The organism is Alkalicoccus daliensis (assembly GCF_900103955.1).
In the GTDB taxonomy this organism is placed as follows: domain Bacteria; phylum Bacillota; class Bacilli; order Bacillales; family Salisediminibacteriaceae; genus Alkalicoccus; species Alkalicoccus daliensis.
In genome coordinates this window covers 144,878-165,650 of record NZ_FNIL01000007.1, presented here as the reverse complement: position 1 = coordinate 165,650, position 20,773 = coordinate 144,878, and the positions used below count along the sequence as shown (strand labels likewise).

The 20,773-nt window shown below is 42.0% G+C and carries 19 protein-coding genes; 4 read left to right on the top strand and 15 right to left on the bottom strand.

All coding sequences use genetic code 11. The annotated features are described in order from the left end of the window. The 9 genes from BLP92_RS12160 to BLP92_RS12120 all read right to left on the bottom strand — a co-directional run. The coding region (locus tag BLP92_RS12160; protein WP_139148953.1) for a helix-turn-helix domain-containing protein at window positions 1-248 on the bottom strand (248 nt) is incomplete at its 3' end. Between the two features lie 175 nt (window positions 249-423). Next, window positions 424-1,731: a UDP-N-acetylmuramate--L-alanine ligase gene (murC, locus tag BLP92_RS12155; protein ID WP_090843220.1), complete on the bottom strand. Its 1,308-nt coding sequence runs from the start codon at window positions 1,729-1,731 to the stop codon at window positions 424-426. Window positions 1,732-1,817: 86 nt separating this feature from the next. Next, window positions 1,818-2,486 carry a hypothetical protein gene (locus tag BLP92_RS12150; RefSeq protein ID WP_090843219.1) on the bottom strand — a complete coding sequence of 223 codons (669 nt, stop codon included), beginning with the start codon at window positions 2,484-2,486 and terminating at the stop codon, window positions 1,818-1,820. Window positions 2,487-2,566: 80 nt separating this feature from the next. After that, entirely contained in the window at window positions 2,567-3,679 is a 1,113-nt protein-coding gene (locus BLP92_RS12145) for a nicotinate phosphoribosyltransferase (RefSeq protein ID WP_090843218.1), read from the bottom strand. Between the two features lie 41 nt (window positions 3,680-3,720). Continuing rightward, window positions 3,721-3,909, bottom strand: coding sequence for a hypothetical protein (locus tag BLP92_RS12140; RefSeq protein ID WP_090843217.1), 189 nt, complete (start codon window positions 3,907-3,909; stop codon window positions 3,721-3,723). 201 nt (window positions 3,910-4,110) lie between these two features. After that, window positions 4,111-6,573 carry a DNA translocase FtsK gene (locus BLP92_RS12135; RefSeq protein ID WP_244516825.1) on the bottom strand — a complete coding sequence of 821 codons (2,463 nt, stop codon included), beginning with the start codon at window positions 6,571-6,573 and terminating at the stop codon, window positions 4,111-4,113. Window positions 6,574-6,692: 119 nt separating this feature from the next. Beyond that, entirely contained in the window at window positions 6,693-7,496 is an 804-nt protein-coding gene (locus tag BLP92_RS12130; protein WP_090843216.1) for a DUF1444 family protein, read from the bottom strand. 124 nt (window positions 7,497-7,620) lie between these two features. Further along, window positions 7,621-8,646 carry a PTS sugar transporter subunit IIC gene (locus BLP92_RS12125; protein ID WP_090843215.1) on the bottom strand — a complete coding sequence of 342 codons (1,026 nt, stop codon included), beginning with the start codon at window positions 8,644-8,646 and terminating at the stop codon, window positions 7,621-7,623. Between the two features lie 75 nt (window positions 8,647-8,721). Continuing rightward, entirely contained in the window at window positions 8,722-9,237 is a 516-nt protein-coding gene (locus BLP92_RS12120) for a hypothetical protein (RefSeq protein ID WP_090843214.1), read from the bottom strand. Window positions 9,238-9,417: 180 nt separating this feature from the next. On the opposite strand from BLP92_RS12120, the gene BLP92_RS12115 reads away from it, so the two are divergent. Beyond that, a complete protein-coding gene (locus BLP92_RS12115; protein WP_090843213.1) occupies window positions 9,418-9,864 on the top strand; it encodes a YtoQ family protein in 447 nt (148 codons plus the stop codon). 209 nt (window positions 9,865-10,073) lie between these two features. Here BLP92_RS12115 and BLP92_RS12110 read toward each other — a convergent pair whose 3' ends face one another. Then, window positions 10,074-11,147 carry a M42 family metallopeptidase gene (locus tag BLP92_RS12110; RefSeq protein ID WP_090843212.1) on the bottom strand — a complete coding sequence of 358 codons (1,074 nt, stop codon included), beginning with the start codon at window positions 11,145-11,147 and terminating at the stop codon, window positions 10,074-10,076. Between the two features lie 312 nt (window positions 11,148-11,459). Here BLP92_RS12110 and BLP92_RS12100 point away from each other — a divergent pair, with 312 nt between their 5' ends. Beyond that, the gene (locus tag BLP92_RS12100) at window positions 11,460-11,780 is read left to right on the top strand and encodes a PepSY domain-containing protein (protein WP_090843210.1); all 321 of its coding nucleotides are present in this window, start codon (window positions 11,460-11,462) and stop codon (window positions 11,778-11,780) included. A 615-nt stretch (window positions 11,781-12,395) separates the two neighbouring features. Here the strand turns inward: BLP92_RS12100 and BLP92_RS12090 are convergent. From BLP92_RS12090 to pulA, 5 genes are all read right to left on the bottom strand, one after another. Continuing rightward, window positions 12,396-13,259 (bottom strand): YtnP family quorum-quenching lactonase, encoded by an 864-nt coding sequence (locus BLP92_RS12090; protein ID WP_090843208.1) that lies wholly within the window; start codon window positions 13,257-13,259, stop codon window positions 12,396-12,398. Then, window positions 13,231-13,920 carry a tRNA (guanosine(46)-N7)-methyltransferase TrmB gene (gene trmB, locus BLP92_RS12085; RefSeq protein WP_090843207.1) on the bottom strand — a complete coding sequence of 230 codons (690 nt, stop codon included), beginning with the start codon at window positions 13,918-13,920 and terminating at the stop codon, window positions 13,231-13,233. Before trmB ends, BLP92_RS12090 begins: the two co-directional genes overlap by 29 nt. A gap of 262 nt (window positions 13,921-14,182) precedes the next feature. Further along, window positions 14,183-14,443: a hypothetical protein gene (locus BLP92_RS12080; protein WP_090843206.1), complete on the bottom strand. Its 261-nt coding sequence runs from the start codon at window positions 14,441-14,443 to the stop codon at window positions 14,183-14,185. Window positions 14,444-14,543: 100 nt separating this feature from the next. Then, entirely contained in the window at window positions 14,544-15,347 is an 804-nt protein-coding gene (locus tag BLP92_RS12075; RefSeq protein WP_244516823.1) for a phosphotransferase family protein, read from the bottom strand. An 88-nt stretch (window positions 15,348-15,435) separates the two neighbouring features. Next, entirely contained in the window at window positions 15,436-17,505 is a 2,070-nt protein-coding gene (pulA, locus tag BLP92_RS12070) for a type I pullulanase (RefSeq protein WP_090843204.1), read from the bottom strand. Window positions 17,506-17,708: 203 nt separating this feature from the next. Here pulA and glgB point away from each other — a divergent pair, with 203 nt between their 5' ends. Beyond that, window positions 17,709-19,634 carry a 1,4-alpha-glucan branching protein GlgB gene (glgB, locus tag BLP92_RS12065; RefSeq protein WP_090843203.1) on the top strand — a complete coding sequence of 642 codons (1,926 nt, stop codon included), beginning with the start codon at window positions 17,709-17,711 and terminating at the stop codon, window positions 19,632-19,634. Beyond that, window positions 19,631-20,767 (top strand): glucose-1-phosphate adenylyltransferase, encoded by a 1,137-nt coding sequence (locus BLP92_RS12060; RefSeq protein ID WP_090843202.1) that lies wholly within the window; start codon window positions 19,631-19,633, stop codon window positions 20,765-20,767. Before glgB ends, BLP92_RS12060 begins: the two co-directional genes overlap by 4 nt. Window positions 20,768-20,773 lie beyond the last annotated feature (6 nt).

The window sequence follows — 20,773 nt, the reverse complement described above, 5'->3', positions numbered from 1 at the left end:
TCCTGCAGAGAAGCACCTGTCTGGTTCCTAAAGTGTAATACATGCAGTTTGAATTGGACAGAATAAACTGGTTTGGAACGTGGTTTCTGTACTCCTTTTACTCCGTAATGTTGATAGGCACGAACCCACCGTTTGATGGGAGTGACACTAGGGATCAAGTATTTCTTCGCCAATAACCGGTATCCCAGCTCTCCTTGCATATACTCCTTCACAATCATTAATTTAAATTCCTCACTATACATTGTCATACAAAAACACCCCAGAAGTTAGATTTTGAACTCTAACTTCTGGGGTGCACTACCCAAGCTTCCGCCGGAAAGCGGAGGAGAATCTAATACATAGAAAGTCATAAATATACAATAACTCTTACTTTATAACCAATCTGAAAAAAACCTGTCCAAAAAATTGGACAGGTTTTTCTATTTATGCTTCCTCTTGTAACACCGTTTCATAAGCTTTCTGGAATTTCTGAACATCCCCGGCGCCCATAAATAGAAGCACTCCGTTTTCATGCTCCTGCAGGGCAGACACACTGTCTTCTGTTATTAGCAGTGCGTTTGGAATTTTCTTCTGCAGATCTTCAATCGTCAGCGCTGCTTTTTTCTCTCGGGCGGAAGAAAAAATATCACACAGATATACTGTGTCTGCTTCTTTTAAGGTATCAGCAAATTCATCCAAAAATGCTTCTGTGCGGGAAAATGTATGCGGCTGAAAAATAGCTACTACTTCCCGCTCCTTATATTTCTTTTTTGCCGATTCAATAGTAGCGCGAATCTCTGTAGGATGATGGGCATAATCGTCCACAAGAATTTGGGATTTAATATTTTTCTCAGTGAATCTTCTTTTCACACCTTCAAATGTTTTCAACTGCGCTTCCACAGTTTCCCGTTCAATATTTTCGTAGTGTGTCAATGCAATAATTGAAAGAGCATTCAGCACATGGTGCGTACCATATCCAGGGATGGTGAATCTTCCGTAGCTTTCACTTCTTACATAACAGTCGAAATGGGTTCCCTCTTCATCTGTTTCAATATTTGCTGCCTGAAAATCATTTGTGTCTGAGAGCCCGTAATAAATAACCGGAACATTCGCTTTGAGATGCTGTAAATGATCATCATCTCCACACGCAACGATTGCCTTCTGCACCTGCATTGCCATTTCCTGAAAGGCATTAAATACATCTTCCACATTTTTAAAGTAGTCAGGATGGTCAAAGTCAATATTCGTCATAATCGCATAATCCGGATAGTAATTAAGGAAGTGCCTCCGGTATTCGCAAGCTTCAAATGCAAAATACTGGCTGTTCTCCTCTCCTCGGCCTGTCCCGTCCCCGATAAGATAAGATGTCGGACGTGCCGCAGTGAGTACGTGAGAAAGAAGCCCGGTAGTCGTAGTTTTCCCATGGGAACCCGTTACCGCGATACTCGTAAACTGCTTAATAAACTTCCCTAAAAAATCTGGATAGGAATGAACTTTCATCTTTTTTTCTTTTGCTGCTTTCACTTCTTCATTAGTTTCATTATAGGCAGGTGAAGCAATGAGCGTCTGCCCTTCCTGGACGTTTACAGCCTGAAATGGAAGAAGAGGTATGCCTTTTTCCTCCAATGGCTTTTGAGTAAAAAACTGCTTTTCCACGTCTGAACCCTGCACCGTATGATTCATATCGCTTAATATCTGTGCAAGGGCGCTCATGCCTGATCCTTTTATACCTATGAAATGATAATTTGTCATTTCTATGTGCCTCCGAATGTTTGTAAAGTTATATACCGTCTTTTGACGATTATCTTTCCCATTATAGCAAAATAGGGCGCCCCCTGCTACGTTTCGTTTTCAGCGCGGTATTTTAAAAAAGAAATTCCCATTTCTTTGAGGAAACGGTGATACGACTTGGTCCCCATTTTTTCATGCGTTCTCAGCTCCTCCAGGGCTTCCTGTTCTCTTTGGGAAGAGATGGTAATACATGGTCCGACCATCATTTTTTCAAATCCTACAGTAGCTATTCTCGCCATAATGAGCGAGCCGCTTTCCAGCCGTTGCGCCGGGCCAAGGGAGCGTACTGCATTTTCTCTCTCTTCCTGAAATGGAGCCAATAGATGCTCCCGGTCATTTGACTGAAGGACGCGATATGGGGAAAGATGCATCAGCATAAACAGCCCCGCTGTCTCCACCATATATTTTGACATCTCTGACTGTCGGGAACGAACAAATAAGTCGAAAGGACGAGAGCCGATCACAGTAATGTAATCGAATAACAGCCAGTGCTCAAAATGCAGTTCTTCTTCCTTTGTAAGCTTTTTATCTTTCGGAAAGCCGCAAAGCTCACGAAACATTGACTTTGCTCTTACAATTTCTCTTAAATTCATTTCTGTTTCCAAATATTGAAACAGCCATTCATATAAATCTTCGGCATCCTGTATATAAATTTTCTGTTTTTCCCGTTTCACTTTGCTGAAATTAATTAAAAACGACGTTTTCCGACGATCCATGACCGCTCCTCCTTTCTCACAGGGAAAAGGATGACTGAATGCATAAAAGCACTTCCAGTCATCCTTCCAGCTGAGCCAATTTAACTTTTTTCATTCAATTCAATTTTTGTTAAGCGTGGATTCTCTCTGTATTTCCGGCCTTCTTTAGCTTCAGGTTTTCCATTGAGAAGAACGTTATCACCAGTAAAGCCGATATGTACTTTTAAGAGACTGCTGCCCACCCCGTACATGTCGACAGGTACGCCGTACTCTTCGTAGCGGGTGATTCTGGGTGCATCAAATCCGCCGGAAACTACGATTTTTACATGGTCAAAGCCTTCCGCATCCAAAGCTGCACGTAAAGCAAATATAAGTTTCGGATTTACTCCACGGGGGTCAAAGCTTCCTAGAACATCCGGATTCCTGGTGAAGTATCGATCTACCATATGATTGGAGGTATCCAGACGGACACCGCTCAGCTCTGCACCGAATTCTCTTGCCACTTTTAAAGAATCAGTGATTACATCATTATTATAATCTACAAGCGCCAGTAATTCATCTTCCGGAAAAGTATCCTTGTATGCCTGCGTGGCTGCTACCAGATCTCCTTTAAACAATTGAATCAATGCGTGGGGCATTGTTCCAATTCCCGTTTTTCCCCACCATTCATTCATGGCATGCGTTGCCTGTGCTTTCGATCCGCCGATAAAAGCAGCATATCCATCCCCCGCCTGCATGGTAAAGTGATCATCACGGTCGCCCATAAAAATTACAGGCTTTTCTTTTCCAGAGGTTTTTGCTGCTTTTACGACTTCGTATACATTTGTAGAAACCGACGTTCTCCGGGCTAAAATCCCGTCGATGACGCCTTCTAAAAAGCCAAAGTGCTGATAGGGTCCCGTGATCGTCAGGACAGTTTCAAAAGGCTCAATCTTATCGCCGTCTTCCAACGAGTGAACTTCTAGATCTTGAGGCTGGACTGCAAATTCCTGTAATAACGCAATTACTTCGTCTGTGCCGCATAGAACTGCGTGTTCCTTCTGGAAAAATTGCATCGTAACGATATTATCCGGAACGACTTTCTCAGCAATGCTTTTTGTTTTCAAAAAGTAAACCGCTGAAAACCACCCTTCACCAACACGCTCATCAAACTTGAACGTTTTGTTTGTCAGACGACTAATTTCTCCTCGCAGCTTTAATCCAATTTCCTTCATGAATCATAATCTCCTCGTATCTCTTAGAATTTAAATAAATTTTAGTGGTACAGGGTTTCACTTGCATGCTCTGAGATGACTGCTTCCATGATCTCCATTACATCTTCTTCTTTCACATTCTCAACACCATTGCGAAGCACGATATCCTTCGTCCGTTCGTTGTCAGTAAGCAGCAACAACCAATCCGGAGATACGTGTTGAACGAGATGACCTAATGTTATTTGATGCATCGTACTTCCCCTCCCTCGATTTTTTCAAATCTATTGGAAAGAAAAACGGCGCTTCCTATTGCAACTTGCGATCACGGTTCCCTGTTGTTCAATGTTAATAAAAAAAGCTGTTTCAGTCTCTATTGTAGCTGAAAAAATGAGACTTTACAGCCTTTTTCTAACTATACCCTGAAACAGTCTGAATAATCCAGTGATTTAACCTTAGATATCCGGACTGGAAGAATACACATCTCTTGGTTTGCTTCCCTTTGCAGGGGATACAATTCCCTGTGCTTCCATATCATCAATTAATCTCGCTGCACGGTTATATCCTATTTGAAACTGCCGCTGCAGCAGAGAAGTGGAAGCTGCCTGCTTTTCTACTACAAAATTATAAGCTTCCTGAAATAAATCATCTTCAGAAGAAGCAGTCTCTGCTGCCTCTTTTAAAGCTGCAGGGTCAAATAGTGCGGCTGGTTTTTTCATGTTGGCAACGTGATCAATTACTCTGTCTATTTCATCATCTGTCACAAATGTCCCTTGTATCCGCACTGGTTTTGGGCTGCTGTTCGGATGAAACAGCATGTCGCCTTTCCCCAGAAGCCTTTCTGCGCCCCCGCTGTCGAGAATTGTTCTGGAGTCCGCCATAGAGGATACAGAAAAAGCAATGCGCGAAGGAATATTTGCCTTAATTAAACCGGTAATTACATCTACAGAGGGACGCTGCGTTGCCACAAGCAGATGAATACCGCATGCCCTTGCTTTCTGCGCAATTCTGCAGATAGCCTCTTCTACTTCATGTGGAGCTACCATCATCAAGTCAGCAAGTTCATCTACGACAATGACAAGCTGGGGAAGCTTTGTCTCGGCTTTATTATTATAACGCTGAAGATCCCTTGCGCCAGCTTCAGCAAACAGCTGATAACGGCGTTCCATTTCTTCGACCGCCCACTTTAACGCGGCAGTTGCTTCTTTCGTATCTGTAATAACAGGTGCTGCAAGGTGGGGCACCCGATTAAATGGAGCTAATTCCACCATTTTGGGGTCTATAAGTAAAAGTCTTACTTCTTCAGGAGAAGATTTGTAAAGAATACTTGTCAGCATCGAGTTTACACAAACACTTTTACCTGAGCCCGTAGTTCCGGCGATAAGACCATGAGGCATGGATGCGATATCTGTTACAATTGCTTCTCCACTGATATCCACACCTAATGCGACAGTTAAAGGAGAAGCAGCTTCCCTGAAGTTGCGGTCTCTTAATACAGATCTCAGCACGACCGGCGTCGGAGTGGGGTTAGGGACTTCTATTCCTACCGTTGTTTTACCGGGTATTGGTGCTTCTATGCGAATTTCTGTAGCAGCCAGGCTGCGCTTCAAATCATCTGTAAGCTGAACAATTTTGTTTATCTTCACCCCCGGTTCCGGCTGCAGCTCAAATCTTGTAACAGAAGGTCCTGAAGTATACTGGACCACCTGCGCCTGCACCCGGAAGTAAGACATCGTTTCATCCAGTTTTCTGGACATGTCTTTCGCCCAGGCATCCTGTTCGTTATCTATTCTCGGTGGGATGTCCAGCAGGTGAAGGCCTGGATGGATATACTCGTTTTTTTCTTCTTTTTTTCTTTTTTCCAACCGCGAACGATCTGAAGGCTTCATGATTACATTAAAAGGTTCTTTTTTTATACTTTTCGGCTCCTGCTTTAAAACGGCCTGACTTTTATGTCTCATTTTATTTTTTCTTTCACTTCTCGAAACAGAGTGAATTTGAGAAGGCGGTCCTTCTTTTCTGCGAAGTTTTTCTTGAGCTGCGGAAGAAGCTTTCACAGCTTCCTGCCTCTGTGCTTCTTCGAGCGGTGATAAAGCTGCGGCATCTGTTGAAGAGCTGCTGCTCTTATCCATGATCACTTTGTCGGGTTTCTCTTCTGCTTTATCAAGATTCTCCTCCTGCACACGGCTCTCAGCTGTCTTCTCCCACTCATTATCAGAATTGTTTTGTGCCAATTCGTGATCTGGAGGAAAGATTTCCTCTGTCCGGTGCAAAGAATTGGTCTCTGCTGTACCTGTGACATCGTTCTCTTCTGCTGTAATTAACTTCTCTTCCTTTGCTTCGGTTTCTTCGCCAGGTTCCTCTGCTACAGGCTTCTCCACAAAATATTCACGTTTACCGGCGGAAAAACTTTCATATGTAATGGCAGGTTCCACGGGTTCTTCAGATGGTGTATTTTCTATTGTTTCATGATTTTTCTGTGTGAAATATTTGACTCTTTCCCGCTGCAGTTTCAGCCCGTAAATAGGAGAAGGAATTTCCTGCGCTTTAAAAGGACCATTCGAATATACTTCCGGTCTTTCTTTTTTGTTTCCGCTTTTAACTTTCCTGGCTTCCTGGTTCGGGTTCTTTTTCGCTGCTTCCACTTTAGGACGCGGATTGTTCGTCTGCACTGCTTTAGGCTTGCTTCTGTCAGGATGCTGATTTTTCTGTTTTTTCTTTTCATCCTCGATTAAAGGAAAGCGGAAAGGACCTTCTTTTGGATACTGATGCACCATTCTCACAGGTTCCATTGCTGGCATTTCCTTCTTGCTTATATTATTCATCCGCCGGGAACTTTCTCCAGGCGTTTCTTTGGAATCTTCGCCTGCAAAAAGCCACTGCTTTAATTTTGTTAAATAATTTTGCTTGTACTTCAACTGTTCTCACCTGTCTTTTTAATTTTTACTTATGCAAAAGGTGACGCCAAAGCTTCCAAAAAATCCAGCTTCGCGTCACCTGCTTCATTCCCTATCATACATTATAATTTGGGAGGAAATCATCCATCTTTTTTCGTGCTCTTTGGTTTTTTCTGTGCAAGAATAAAGATTGGTTCCAGTTCATTATTATCATCGTAAAGAAAAGGCAGTGCAGTCAGTGGCATATGACCTTCTGAGAAAAATTGAAAAGTCATCTGTCCAAGCACATCATACCCTGTTTCATTTCTAATATCAGCAAAAATAAGCACGTCATGGTGCGGAACAGCTACAGCTAAGTCTCCATGAATCTTTTCCTGCATTTTCTGGATCAGCTGATCATCTAAAATCCGGCTTGCTTCAAAACCGTCTCCGGCATGAAGAAAATAAAATTTATTTCCTGCAACTGTATCTTCTTTAAAGTCTGAAGGAAGTGATCTCACATTAAATTTTGCAGCTTCCCTGATTTCATCTGCAGTTTTTCCTGACTGCTCCAGCATATTCATATCAATTAAAGAGTAAGAAGATTTCTCATCCACTGCATAAAAAATCATTGTCTCTGCTGTATGCTCATCAAACAATAAATTTTTTCCCTCAGCAAAGGAAGGATTCCGCAGTACTGGATAAATCCTGTTTTCTTTCCCGTTTAAATCCACTTTTTCTACGAGGAGCCGCATTCCTTCTTTGATTTTTGCAATCGTATCATTTAAAGCAGTTTCAGGCTGCTTTTCAATATTGTCACTTACATTGCCTAAGCGAATCGTAATTCCTTTATCTACACGATCATCCACGATCCGGAAGGTATCTTTTTCGCGGTCATATGAGGTCACCCAATGTTTGTTCTGCAGCTGTTTTTCCAGCTCTTTTTTGATTTCAATTGATTTCATAAAATATCTCTCTCCTTTACCTTTCCCTAGTGTATCATGCTGTTATATTTCAGACGAACAAGGTGCTTGCAGCCAAGTACTTTATTTTTACACAAAGCTTGAAGACAGCCCCGCTGAAGAAACACTACGTCCTATTGATAAGTAAATCTCCTTCTTTAATCCAGTTTTTCTTCCTCATCCATTCGGACAGAACCAGGCTGATTACGGCAGGAGCTGCAAAGTGCAGGATAAAAATACTTACCCAGACACCGGCTCCTGTCCCCATCGTATTGATTGTCATAATCTGCCCCACAAAGCCGCTCGTTCCCATACCTGCTCCTTCAGGATTGTTCTCCATAAAAAATACCATTGTGGCGAAAGGTCCGAGAATAGCCGCTGCGACGGTAGGAGGAATTAATATAAGAGGATTCCTTACAACATTTCCTATCTGCAGCATTGATGTTCCAACCCCGAGTGCGACCAGGCCTGCACCTTTATTTTCGCGGTAGCTGCTCACAGCAAATCCTATCATCTGTGCAGCACAGCCAACCGTAGCAGCGCCGGCCGCCAATCCTTCAAGCTGCAGGATAATTGCTATCGCTGCACTTGAAATAGGAGCTGTCAGCGCCAGTCCCATTGTCACCGCAATAATTATCCCCATAATAAAAGGCTGCTGGTCTGTCGCCCACATAATAAAAGTGCCAAGCTGAGTCAGCAGGGCGCTGATAGGAGGCCCAGCAGTATTTGCTGCAAGTGCTCCTGCAAGAATGGTAACAAAGGGGGTAACAATAATATCTACCTTCGTTTCCTGCGAAACCATTTTACCTATTTCTGTAGAAAATACGGCAGCTAAAAAGCTTCCGGCCGGACCTGCGAGATCGTAGCCAAGCGCACCGCTGAATACAGCAGCAAATAAAACGAGCCCCGGTGCTCCCAGTCCGTAGGCAACCGCTACGCCGATAGCCGGACCCGCTAAGCCCATAGCGATCGTTCCTATGTTTGTCATCCATTCCATCGGCAGACCAGCTTGTGTGCCTGCATCTCCCAAAGTCTGCATAATAAGACCAATAATTAATGATGAAAAAAGTCCCAGCGCCATATAACTTAGTGCTTTTATAAAATATGTATGGATGCTTGGCTGAATACCTTTCCGGGCTAAAAAGTTTTTCACGCTGCTCCCTCCTGACTATTGAATGAAATCATTAAATGTAAAAGAAGCCAAACGCAATGGATGGCGAAATGGCTTCTAATTAACTGCTATTTGATTGTTTGCTTCCACTGATTGAATAATATCAAACATCAGTTTTGACTGGTCAACAATTTCTGAAGCTTTCAATACGGTAGTCATTGTCACTCCGGATAAACCTATCTGTACTTCATAAGTATCACCATCAAAAAGACCAATAAGTAAAAAAGCTTCTTCTTCCGATCCATGATGAACTTCTGCAAGCAGAGGCTCTTCCTCTTTGACTTTAATCTCTTCCTTACTTTCCTCACGATCTTCTTCGCCCAGCATAATCACATAGACTTGACCCATATAGTCTACTTTAAATTCATCTTCAGACAATTGTTCCAGCACTGCCTCTTCCGGCAGATATAAATTTAATCCAAATTTTTTCGAGGTAACTTCCTGCGGTTCCTGTTCCATTTTTTCACTGAGTATCTCTTCTGCCTGTGTTATAAATTTTCCTTCGTTCGCCCCACATGCTGAAAGTACAGTGATAATTGAGACAGCTGCCACAGTTTTTCCCATCCACCACAAAGGGAATCACTCCAATCTGTTTCTTCCACTAATAGATATAATATCATAAACAAGTCAGTTCATGTCGAAAATTAGGGAATTTCTCATATGCCTTCTAAAAGATTCATTCGAATCAGTTGACTTTTTTCCTGCGAACCAATCATAGTAAAACTATCATTATTATAAAGGAGAGATTTCCCTATGCGTCTTACAGTTTACCTTGCTGGTCAGATTCATGATGACTGGCGTGAACAATTAAAGCAGAAAGCAGAAGAAAAAAACCTGCCGATTGATTTTGTAGGTCCTATGGAAAATCATGAACGTTCAGATAATATCGGGGAAGAAATTTTAGGCGAACAGCCAAATAATATAATAAAGGACGAAACTGCTTCCCAGATGAACAATCTGCGTACGAGAGTGTTAATGGAAAAGTCAGATGCAGTCGTGGCTTTATTTGGTGAAAAATACAAACAGTGGAACAGTGCCATGGATGCAGGAGCAGCAATCGCAACAAATAAGCCGCTGATCCTCGTTCGTCCTGAGTCTCTGCATCATCCGTTAAAAGAGCTTTCGCAGAAAGCACAGGTTACCGTAGAAACAGCCGAACAAGCTTTACAGGCACTTGCTTATATTTTCCAGGAAAACTAAAAGTTCCCCTAAGTAAAGTTTCAATCAATCCTTGCATCACTCAAATAAAGTTTCTAAGTAAAAGCAGCCTGGTTGAGCCAGGCTGCTTTTCAGGCTGTTGAAAAAATATTTCTTCTGTATAAGTTTACGCTTTTATGCTTTGTCGTCGAAGGTGCGCGTTCCGGAGGGAACTTTCTCAGCTAACCTGCCTTCTTAAAAATACAGCACACCTATACATTATCCCGAATTTTCTGCATCGTAGTGGCATCGGTTTTTTTCACGAGTTTGATAAGTAATTCTTTTGCGGCTGCATAATCATCTACGTGCATGATAGATGCTGCTGTATGGATATAACGGGAACAAATTCCGATCACCGCAGATGGTACACCATTATTAGATATGTGGACTCTTCCTGCATCAGTGCCTCCCTGAGATACAAAGAATTGATAGGGAATACCGTTCGACTCTGCTGTATCAAGAATAAACTCTCTCATTCCTCTATGCGTAACCATCGTTCTGTCAAAAATACGAAGAAGTGCTCCTTTTCCTAAATGCCCAAATGCATCTTTTTCTCCTGAAGCATCATTTGCCGGGCTTGCATCCAACGCATAAAAAATATCAGGGTTGATCATGTTGGCAGCTGTCTGCGCCCCTCTTAATCCGACTTCTTCCTGAACAGTAGCCCCGGAATAAAGAGTATTAGGCAGTTCTGTACCCTGCAGTTCCTTCATTAATTCGATAGAGAGACCTACGCCGTACCGGTTATCCCATGCTTTTGCCATAAGTTTCTTTTCGTTCGCCAGCTTTTCTAATGGACAGACAGGCACTACCTGCTGTCCAGGTTTAATTCCAATTCTCTCTGCATCTGCTTTATCATCTGCCCCAATATCGATATACATATTTTTAACAGCCATCGGCTTATTGCGTTTTGCTTCATCAAGCAGATGCGGCGGGATGGAGCCAATCACTCCAGTTACCGGACCATTATCAGTAATGATTTCAAGTCTCTGAGCAAGAAGTACCTGACTCCACCATCCCCCAAGAGGCTGAAAACGGATAAGCCCTTTTTCATTAATGGAAGTAACCATAAACCCTACTTCATCCATATGCCCGGCTACCATAACTTTAGGAGCTTCAGCAGTTCCCTGTTTAACGCCGAACACACTTCCGAGTCTATCCTGTATAATTTCATCACTGTACTTCTGAAGTTCCTCTTTCACATACTTACGGACTTGATGTTCGAATCCTGGAGCTCCTGGCAGCTGCGTCAGTGTTTCAAACATTTGATATGTATCCTTATGCATCTTTTCACCCTTCCTTATTTTGTTTCTCATAATTTTTATTTTACAGAAACAATTAAAGGGTTTCCAGTATTTTTCGAAATGCGAAATATTTTCAGCAGCTTCTCCGGCAGACATGTGAATTTATATATGCGCCTCAGCTTAGATAAAGGAGCCGGGCAGAAAATTCAGTGCCGCAGGAAAAGCACGTTCAACGGAAGTAATTGATAGAAACTATGAAGTTTTCTCTTTAAACCGCCCCTTCATTATTGGCAATTATTATTTCTTTCGATATACTGTAAGAAAGATATGCAGAGATAAGAAGGAGTGTTTGTTATGAGTTGGAAACGTTTTGCCGCTGGCGTAGGTGCCGGTGTTGCTGTAACTATGATTGCAAAAAATACGCTTGACCAGAAAGAATCCCTGCTGGCGCCTGAGAAAGCCTTAAAGCTGGTAAAGAAAAAAGCTTCTGAGCTGGGCACAATCGAAGGTTCCTGGGTCCATATGATTACAGAACAGTATGAAAAGGAACAGCTTGCTTATGATGTGTACCGCGGCGGTATCACTATTGCTGAAGAAAATGGTACCGTAGAAGCCTATGAATTTTATGTAGATGCAGTTTCCGGGACTATTATTGACCTTAAAAAGCAGGATTAATCTTCACTGAAAATGTAAGCGTTAATATAAACTTTCTTATTCAACATCAAAAAATCCCTTCAGATATTGAAGGGATTTTTCGCTGTTGAAAAAAGTGATTTACCTGTATAAGTATACGCTTTTATGCTTTGCCTTCGAAGGTACGCTTTCCGGAGGGAACTCTCTCAGCGAACCTGCCTTCTTAAAAAGAGGAGCATGGCTTCACACAGCCAAATCACTGGAAAGCAAAGAGCTCTTTCCAGTGATTTCAAGATCATTGGCTGGTTTCGCACATGCTTACTATATCTTCCCAGTAAAACACTTGGGAAGATATAAGAATCGTTCTTCATCCTCCAGGAGTCGACCTTCTGCGACTGCAGCATAATTAAGAAAAGCAATGGTTTTTATACGAAACCGAAGAGATGTGAACAATTTTTCTTCGGGAATAACTTTTCTCCATAGTGCCCGGCGGGGACTGCAGGAAGCCAGCCAGGGTTTTGCATCCATCTCGTAAGCTTTTCCCGAGATGGATGTGGCTGCGCGGACCCATGCTCTTCTTATAGGCTGCTTATTATTAGTACCTATATTTCCTGAAGAGGCTATGAATTCTGTTCGGCTTAGTTATGCATAAGCAGCTTATTCAGAAGTTGTATCTCTATTTAAAGACTCTGCAATTTCTTTACCGCTTTTATCCCAGCGGAGCATCCGGTATTTATAGTCATGATAAAATAAGAACCAGTCCTCACGTTCCAGTGCAGGCGTAATATACTTCTGTTTTTTCTCAATAGAATCCATTGGATAATCATCATAAGCAAGTACCCACAGGACATTTTGATGCGCGTGTGTAGGCATAATATCAGCCATATGCCAGATATCTCGGTCTCCTCTGGATATGTGAATGATGCTGTGCCCGGCACTGTGGCCTCCTGTATGAACCATTTCAATGCCCGGTGCTATTTCCCTACTGTCCGAGAAGGTTTTAACAAGATGTTTCACCGGTTCCCAGTTTTCCCTGAAATATGTATTACGGGAACGAATGTTAGGATGCTGCATTTCTTCCCACTCAATTTGAGATGTCCATATTTCAGCATTTGGAAAAGCTGGTGCGGGCCCATCCTCAGTTTCCAGCACCAGACCGCAGGCATGATCAAAATGCATATGTGTCATCATCACTGTATCTATATCATTTCTGGTAAGGCCAAGTTCCTTCAGATTCTTATCCAGCTGAGCTTCTTCCGTGACTCCATAATTTCGCATTGCTTTCTCTGATAACCTTCCATTCCCGATCCCTGACTCCAGCAGAATATTCCGATCCGGCATTTGAATCAGGATAGGATCTGTTCTGAGTTCAATTTGATTTTTTTCATTTACAGGGTATTTTTTTGTCCAGAGCGGTCTCGGCACTACGCCAAACATCGCTCCTCCATCCATATGAGTAACTCCGCCGTTCAACCAAGTTAAAGTAGTGTCTTCACTGACGTGAAACTTTTCTAATGCCATTAGATCCCCACCTTATGCTTTTTTTATGAAGCTTTGCCTCCAATCGATAAATACGCATACCTTTTTTCGAGAATTTCTCTTCATATTCCGTCATAATATTATCTTTTTTCCCGCTGTTGTGTAAATCAAGGCTTACGTTTTGGAGACTGCATCCATAGTGCGTCATCGATTCCAGAGAATACTCAAACAATCCCTGGTTATCTGTTTTAAAATGTATTTCAGCGTTCTCTTTAAGTACTTCTTCATATTTCTCTAAAAATCCTTCATGGGTTAACCTTCGTTTTGCGTGCCGATTTTTCGGCCACGGATCAGTAAAGTTGATATACAGCCGGTCCAGCTCGTCTGCAGCGAAAAAGTCCTGCAGTTCATTCACGTTCTGCTGTAAAAAAATTAAATTGGGTTTAGGCTCTTCAACTGCCTGCTCGACTCCAGTCACAATGACACTTTCGTATAATTCGATTCCGATTACATTTACTTTCGGATAAAGCCTGGCCATTTCATTTACAAATCTACCCTTGCCGGAACCTACTTCTACAAAAATAGGGTTGTCGTTACCGAATCTTTCGCTCCATTTTCCTTTCCAGGACTTCGGGTCCGCCTCAACAATTTGATGATGTTCCTTTATAAAATCTTTCGCCCAAGGTTTATTACGCAGTCTCATATTTTAAATATTCTCCTTTAAAAATTATTTATAGTTGCTGAAAAAACTCACAGATTCTTGTGTTCAGCTCAAATAGTGAAATTTATCTTCAGGTCAGATAAGAAAAAACATAGCTACTTTGAATATAAAATTTCCGCTAAAAGAAGTAATACTGATGTTTCACTTTCGGAGAGGCATACCCAAGGGCATGTTCTCTTCTTCGTTACACAGCAGTATTAATTTTCGTACTTCATGGTGCAAAAATTTTGTATGAGTGTCTCTGTTAAAGTTCCCTGTTGATAGTAAGTGAGTACTCCGCTTTCCCCCGGCTTGCCACAAAGAAATAAAGAGCCGCAGTTGCACCTTCTTTATAACCACACCAGACTATAACAGAGCAAAAACATAAAGGAAGGGCTGTCCTGTAAATCGATTCAGGACAACCCTGTTGCTTATATATTAAATCAACTTTAATGATTGAATCAATGCCGCCCCTTTGCAGAAATGACAGCAGATTTCTGCCGGTCTTGCCTTTCATTTTCAGCATTCACTTATTTCCGGCTTCATCCAGCTTTATTGATCTGTTCCGGCATAATTAGAATATTATTAACAAAAATACAGAAAATCTCAAATAAAGTTTATTATAATTATTTATAGCGTATTAGTTCTTCTAAAGCAGCAAGCCATCTTTCTGCTTCCGGGTCTTCCCGGTCCCGGAACCAGAGCACATTCTCAATACACTGTATCGTACGATACCACCAAAGACGGTATTTCAGTTCATTAGTCAATACAGCTCCATAAGCTTCTATCCAGCTTCCCCAGTCTTCTCCGGGTACATATTCATAAAGAAGCGGGGCTAAATCGAGCGCAGGATCTGCTACCTGCGCTCCGTCCCAGTCGATTAAAAATAAATTCCTGCGTTCATCTTCAATCCAATTATTATGATGAACATCTGCATGACATACTACAAAAGAACTTTCTGTCAATCCTGGAAATTCTTTTTCCAAAAGAGTAAGTGCTTTATCAACAGCATCCTCTGCTAATTGCTTATGTTTTACATGTGTTTCCAGTGCCCTGTAGATATTTTGGGGAATTAACGGCTTGTTACCCATCCTTTTAAACATATCGAGCAGTTCTTCCGACTGATGAATCTTCGCAAGAAGTTTACTCACCCGCTTATTATTCATTTCCTGGACTTTTAATTCTCTCCCATTTACCCACTGTTGTGCGGTAATCACATCACCGTTTTCCAGACGTTTCGTCCAAAGCAGTTTAGGAACAATCCCTTCCGCAGACAAAACAGCTAAAAATGGCGAAGAATTACGCTTAACAAATATTTTCTGTTTTCCTTGTTCAGCTACATAAGCCTCACCGGTTGCTCCACCGGCAGGACGCAAATGCCATCCATCACCTATAAAGTCTTTGCCTGTGAAATGTTCCAATTGTTTCACCCTTACCCCTCGTTCATTTACTTTCGATGCATCTTCTTTCGACAGAAAAGCCTTTTCTCATTGTAAATAAGTTTTCTATATTGTTCAACTATCGGCGGAACTTTTTTAGCACAAGAAATTCATAAGGTTCTAAATGCAGGAATTCGCCCTGTAACGGCTCTTCCCCCGGTTTTTGATTTGACGCAAGTCTCAGCCATGTGCCTGAAGAAGGAAGTTGAATTTCGTATCTTCTTTTTGTCGGGTTCACATAAATCACAATATCTCTTCCGTCTTCCAGCAAGGTGTAACCAAACACCGGCGCAGGGGTAGTCAATATATGCAGCCGGTCTCGAATCGTGTCGGTGGAGCGAAGACGGAACACCTGCAGACGGCGGCGGATACTGATGAGATCCCGCACGAACTGAATATCTTCTTCAAAAATTTCCCGCCGCTCCCAGTCCAGCGCGTTGATATCATCCCCGGAAATATAACTGTTCCCTTCACCCTTTTTCGTACGGTAGAACTCCTGGCCTGCATGAATAAAAGGGACCCCCTGGCTCATAAGAACCAAGCCGGTTGCCAGCTGCTGCATTGCCCGTCGGTCTGCTTCCTCTTCACTGCCATTTGCTTTTTCCAGCCGGTCCCATAAAGTGTGGTTATCATGAGATTCCACATAATTCACCGTCTGCACTGCCTCCGCTACATAAGGAGGGACATTTTCCTGATCATCAGCAGATCCTTTTACCAGCTGCGCCATCCGCTCAACAAATCTTCCTTTCCCATTCACAAATCCATAATCATTAAAATCAAAGGTGCTTCCCTTTACTGTGTCCCTGAAAAAATCATTGAAGAATCGAATATAAGGTATATCTCCCGCCTGTGTATGCACCGTTTTCTGGTCTTCAGCAAGCGCGGTAGGAAGATTCCATCCTTCTCCAAGAAGGAGAATAGGCGTTTCTTCCTCCTGGCATCTTTCAGAAATAAGCTGCATCGTTTTCTTATCGATGGTACCCATTAAATCGAACCGGAATCCATCTGCTTTAAAATGATTCAACCAGTAATCTACTGCATCCAGGATGAATTTTCTTCCCATATGCCGCTCAGAAGCAAAATCATTACCGACACCTGTGCCATTACTGATTCTCCCGTCCAGCTGATACCTGAAATAGTAACCGGGCACCAGCTGCTCAAATGGGGACTCTTCCATAACAAATACGTGATTATAGACAACATCGAGAATTATTCCCAAGTCTTCTTTGTGAAAAGCATCGATCATCTGCTGTAATTCTTTTATCCTTGCAAAAGGATCTGTTACATCCTGTGCATAGCTTCCCTCCGGTGCCATAAAGAAAAGCGGATCGTATCCCCAATTATATTGTTTATCTGGTGCCAGATCATCTACTCTTCCAAAATCATTTACTGGAAGCAGCTCTACATGCGTTACACCTAATTCTTTAATATAAGATAACCCTGTAGAATAACCCCGGGAGGTTTTCGTGTTTAATTCTGTCAGGCCGAGATATTTTCCTTTTGCTTTCATCCCACTTTCTTTATGTATCGAAGCATCACGTATATGCAGTTCATAAATTATGCTGTCCTGCGTATGTGCAAGCTGAGGACGTGCAGCTGCAGCACGTGCCGGCTGGTCATATACCACAGCTTTGGTGGAATTTGGAGTAAGTGCTTTTGCATAAGGGTCTACAACATATTGTGTTTCCCCGTGGATTACGGCTTTATAAATATATTCTTTTCCCGTTAAATTTTCTTCCAGTTTTATTTCCCATGTACCGTTCGTCTTCTCATTCATCTCAAATTCTTCATTCTCTAAAACAAGACTCATCTTCTCAGCAACAGGACTCCACACGCTGAAGGTTGTGTGCGATTCCTGTACAGATGCACCAAGTACTTCTTCTGCTGCAGGAAAAATATCATCAAAAACAATATCTCTTACAATTCCTCTTAAATATACGGGCAGTGTTTCTTCTTCGATTACTACCTTCATTCCTTTTTCCACCGGCAGCATTTTTTCAGACCTGTAGCTGGCAGCGTGTTCTCCCAGATTTTTTTCATAATAGAGTACATATTCTTCTTTTTCAGCTGTAGTTAAAATAAGTTCCTCACTGAATTTATCCGTTTCTACGACAATCACATGCCGCTCATCCATCCACACTTTGTTCATTTGGGCTTCCCTCTTCTCTAAGTTAGCTATATTCTAGCCTATGCTCTTTTTTATTCTCTTTCAAGTTTAAGCTCAAAATGAATACTTATTCAATAAATATCACAAATTCATGCTTTTTTAAACAGGACTTTTACTGCATAATGAAGAACTAATAATATAGAGCATTTTTGCTTGTATAAAGCTGGTGAAGGAGGTTTGCATAAATGTCATTGAAATTATCTGAAGAAGATATATTTTTATTCCATCAAGGAACGAATTATGAATCCCACAGTATGCTGGGATGTCATCGAATTAAATACAAACAGGAAGAAGGATATCGATTTGTTGTGTGGGCTCCCCACGCCTCGGCTGTTTCTGTAGCGGGAGATTTTAACGACTGGGACTGGGAATCCCATTCATTAAGCCGGCTCAATGACACTGGATTATGGGGGAATTTTTTTAAAGACGTCCCTTCCGGTGCTGCATATAAATATGCGATTAAAAATGAGAACGGCTGGAGCGGATTAAAAGCAGACCCTTTTGCCCGGCAGTCTGAGTTAAAACCTGCTACAGCTTCGATCACTCCTTTTGACAGTGAAGAATATAACTGGAAGGACCAGGATTGGCAAAAGAAGAAAAAATTAAAACCTTCTTATGAAACGCCAATTAATATTTACGAGGTCCATTTTGGTACCTGGAAACAAAAAGAAGATGGATCTCACTATACTTATGAAGAAATGGCAGACTTATTAATACCCTATGTAAAAGAAATGGGCTATACCCACATTGAATTAATGCCTCTTGCTGAGCACCCTTTCGATTTATCATGGGGATATCAGATTACTGGTTATTTTTCTGTTACCAGCCGTTTCGGCACTCCAAATCAATTTAAATTTTTTGTTGATCAATGCCATCAAGCGGGTATAGGGGTAATAATGGATTGGGTTCCTGGTCACTTCTGTAAAGATGATCATGGTCTGCGGATGTTCGATGGACAGCCCTTGTTTGAATACGCTGATGAACAGAAAGCAGAAAAGCCTTCCTGGGGTACGCTTACTTTTGACTTCGGGAGACCTGAAATTCAATCTTTTTTAGTATCCAATGCAATCTTTTGGCTGAAGGATTGCCACGTTGACGGCATACGTGTAGATGCTGTAGCGAGCATGCTGTATTTGAATTTTGATAGAAAGGATGCCCCCGACAAGCTTTACAACTCCTATGGCGGCGAGGAGAACCTTGAAGCGCTCGCTTTTCTCCGCAAGTTGAATGAAGCAGTATTTGCTTATGATGAACATGTGTTAATGATGGCGGAAGACAGCTCCGATGTGCCGCTTGTAACTTCTCCCACCTATACAGGCGGGTTAGGATTTAATTACAAATGGAACATGGGCTGGATGAATGACATGCTGAAGTACATGGAATATGATTCCTATTACCGGAAATGGCACCATAATTTACTGACCTTTTCCTTTATGTATACCTTCAGTGAAAACTTCGTGCTCCCCCTTTCACACGATGAAGTAGTGCATGGGAAAAAAGCGTTAGTAAATAAAATGCCCGGGGATCAGTGGCAGCAGTTTGCTCAGCTCCGGCTGCTTTACGGTTATAAAATGGCGCATCCTGGAAAAAAGCTTTTATTTATGGGAGGTGAGTTTGGTCAGTATGCAGAATGGAAAGACCAGGAAGGTCTGGATTGGCTGCTGCTCGATTACCCACTACACGCCGCAATGAAAAAGTATGTATCATCTTTAAATCACTTGTATAAGAATGAATCAGCGCTGCATGAACTCGATCACGATGAAAAAGGATTTGAATGGGTGGACCCCCATAACAGTGAGCAGAGTATTATTGTGTTTCAAAGAAACAGCAAAACGCAGAAAGATCAGCTCATTATTGTATGTAATTTCACCCCTGCTGTGCATTATGACTATAAAATAGGCGTATCTCAACCAGGAACTTACGAAGAAATTTTCAATTCAGACGCTGCCGCGTATGGAGGATCTGATCAACTTAACGGAAAAGAACACTTTAGTTTCCCTGAACAGTGGCACAGCAGACCGCAGCACATCCGCATCAAGGTACCTCCGTTTGCGGTGTGCGTGTTTAAGCAAACTAAATCTGACCGCAGAAAAGAGGAGGAGTCATCATGAAAAAAAATGTTGTAGGTATGCTTTTAGCAGGCGGAGAGGGTAAGCGTCTTGGACTATTAACTAAATCCCTCGCCAAACCTGCAGTCCCATTTGGAGGGAAATACCGTATTATCGATTTCACATTATCCAACTGCTCCAATTCTGGTATTCATACAGTAGGAGTACTCACTCAGTATTCTCCTCTCGTACTAAATACGCATATTGGTATTGGAAAACCTTGGGACCTTGACAGACAGGAAGCAGGACTTACCATCCTTTCTCCTTATACAGCAAAGCAGGGCGGCAGCTGGTATAAAGGCACAGCTGATGCCATTTACCAGAATATCCATTACATTGATGAACATGATCCTGATTACGTTCTAGTTATTTCCGGAGATCATATTTACCAGATGAATTATGACCAGCTTATCCAGCATCATGAGGAAAAGCAGTCAGATGCCACCATTTCAGTGCTGGAAGTTCCCTGGGAGGAAGCCTCCAGATTCGGTATTTTAAATACGCATGAAAACCTCGAAATTTACGAGTTTGATGAAAAACCGGCAAATCCGAAAAGCAACCTGGCTTCCATGGGAATTTATATATTTAACTGGAAGGCGCTGAGAAGTTATTTAATCGCTGATGCAAAGCTGGAAGAGTCAGATCATGACTTCGGAAAAGACATTATCCCTGCTATGCTGAATGATGGGAAAAGAATGTACGCATACCGATTCGACGGCTACTGGAAAGATGTAGGAACGATACAAAGCTACTGGGAGGCCAACATGGACCTGCTGGAAGAAGACCTTTCCATGTCACTGAATAACAGAGAGTGGCGTACTTATTCGCAGGACACCAACTTCCCTCCTCAATTCATTGACAGTAACGCTGTGGTTGAAAATTCTCTTATTAATTCCGGCTCCTGGATAAGCGGCACAGTAAAGCACTCTATCCTATTTGAAGGAATTGAAGTGAATTCAGGAGCACTGGTGAATAAATCAATACTTCATCCAAATGTTAAAATCGGGAAAAACTGTACAATTGATCACGCCATTATTATGGAAAATGTTTCTATTCCCGATGGTACAGAAATTGACGGATCAAAAGAAGAAGAGCCGGTAGTAATTAATAATGAATATGTAGCTCAGCTAAATTAGGAGGGG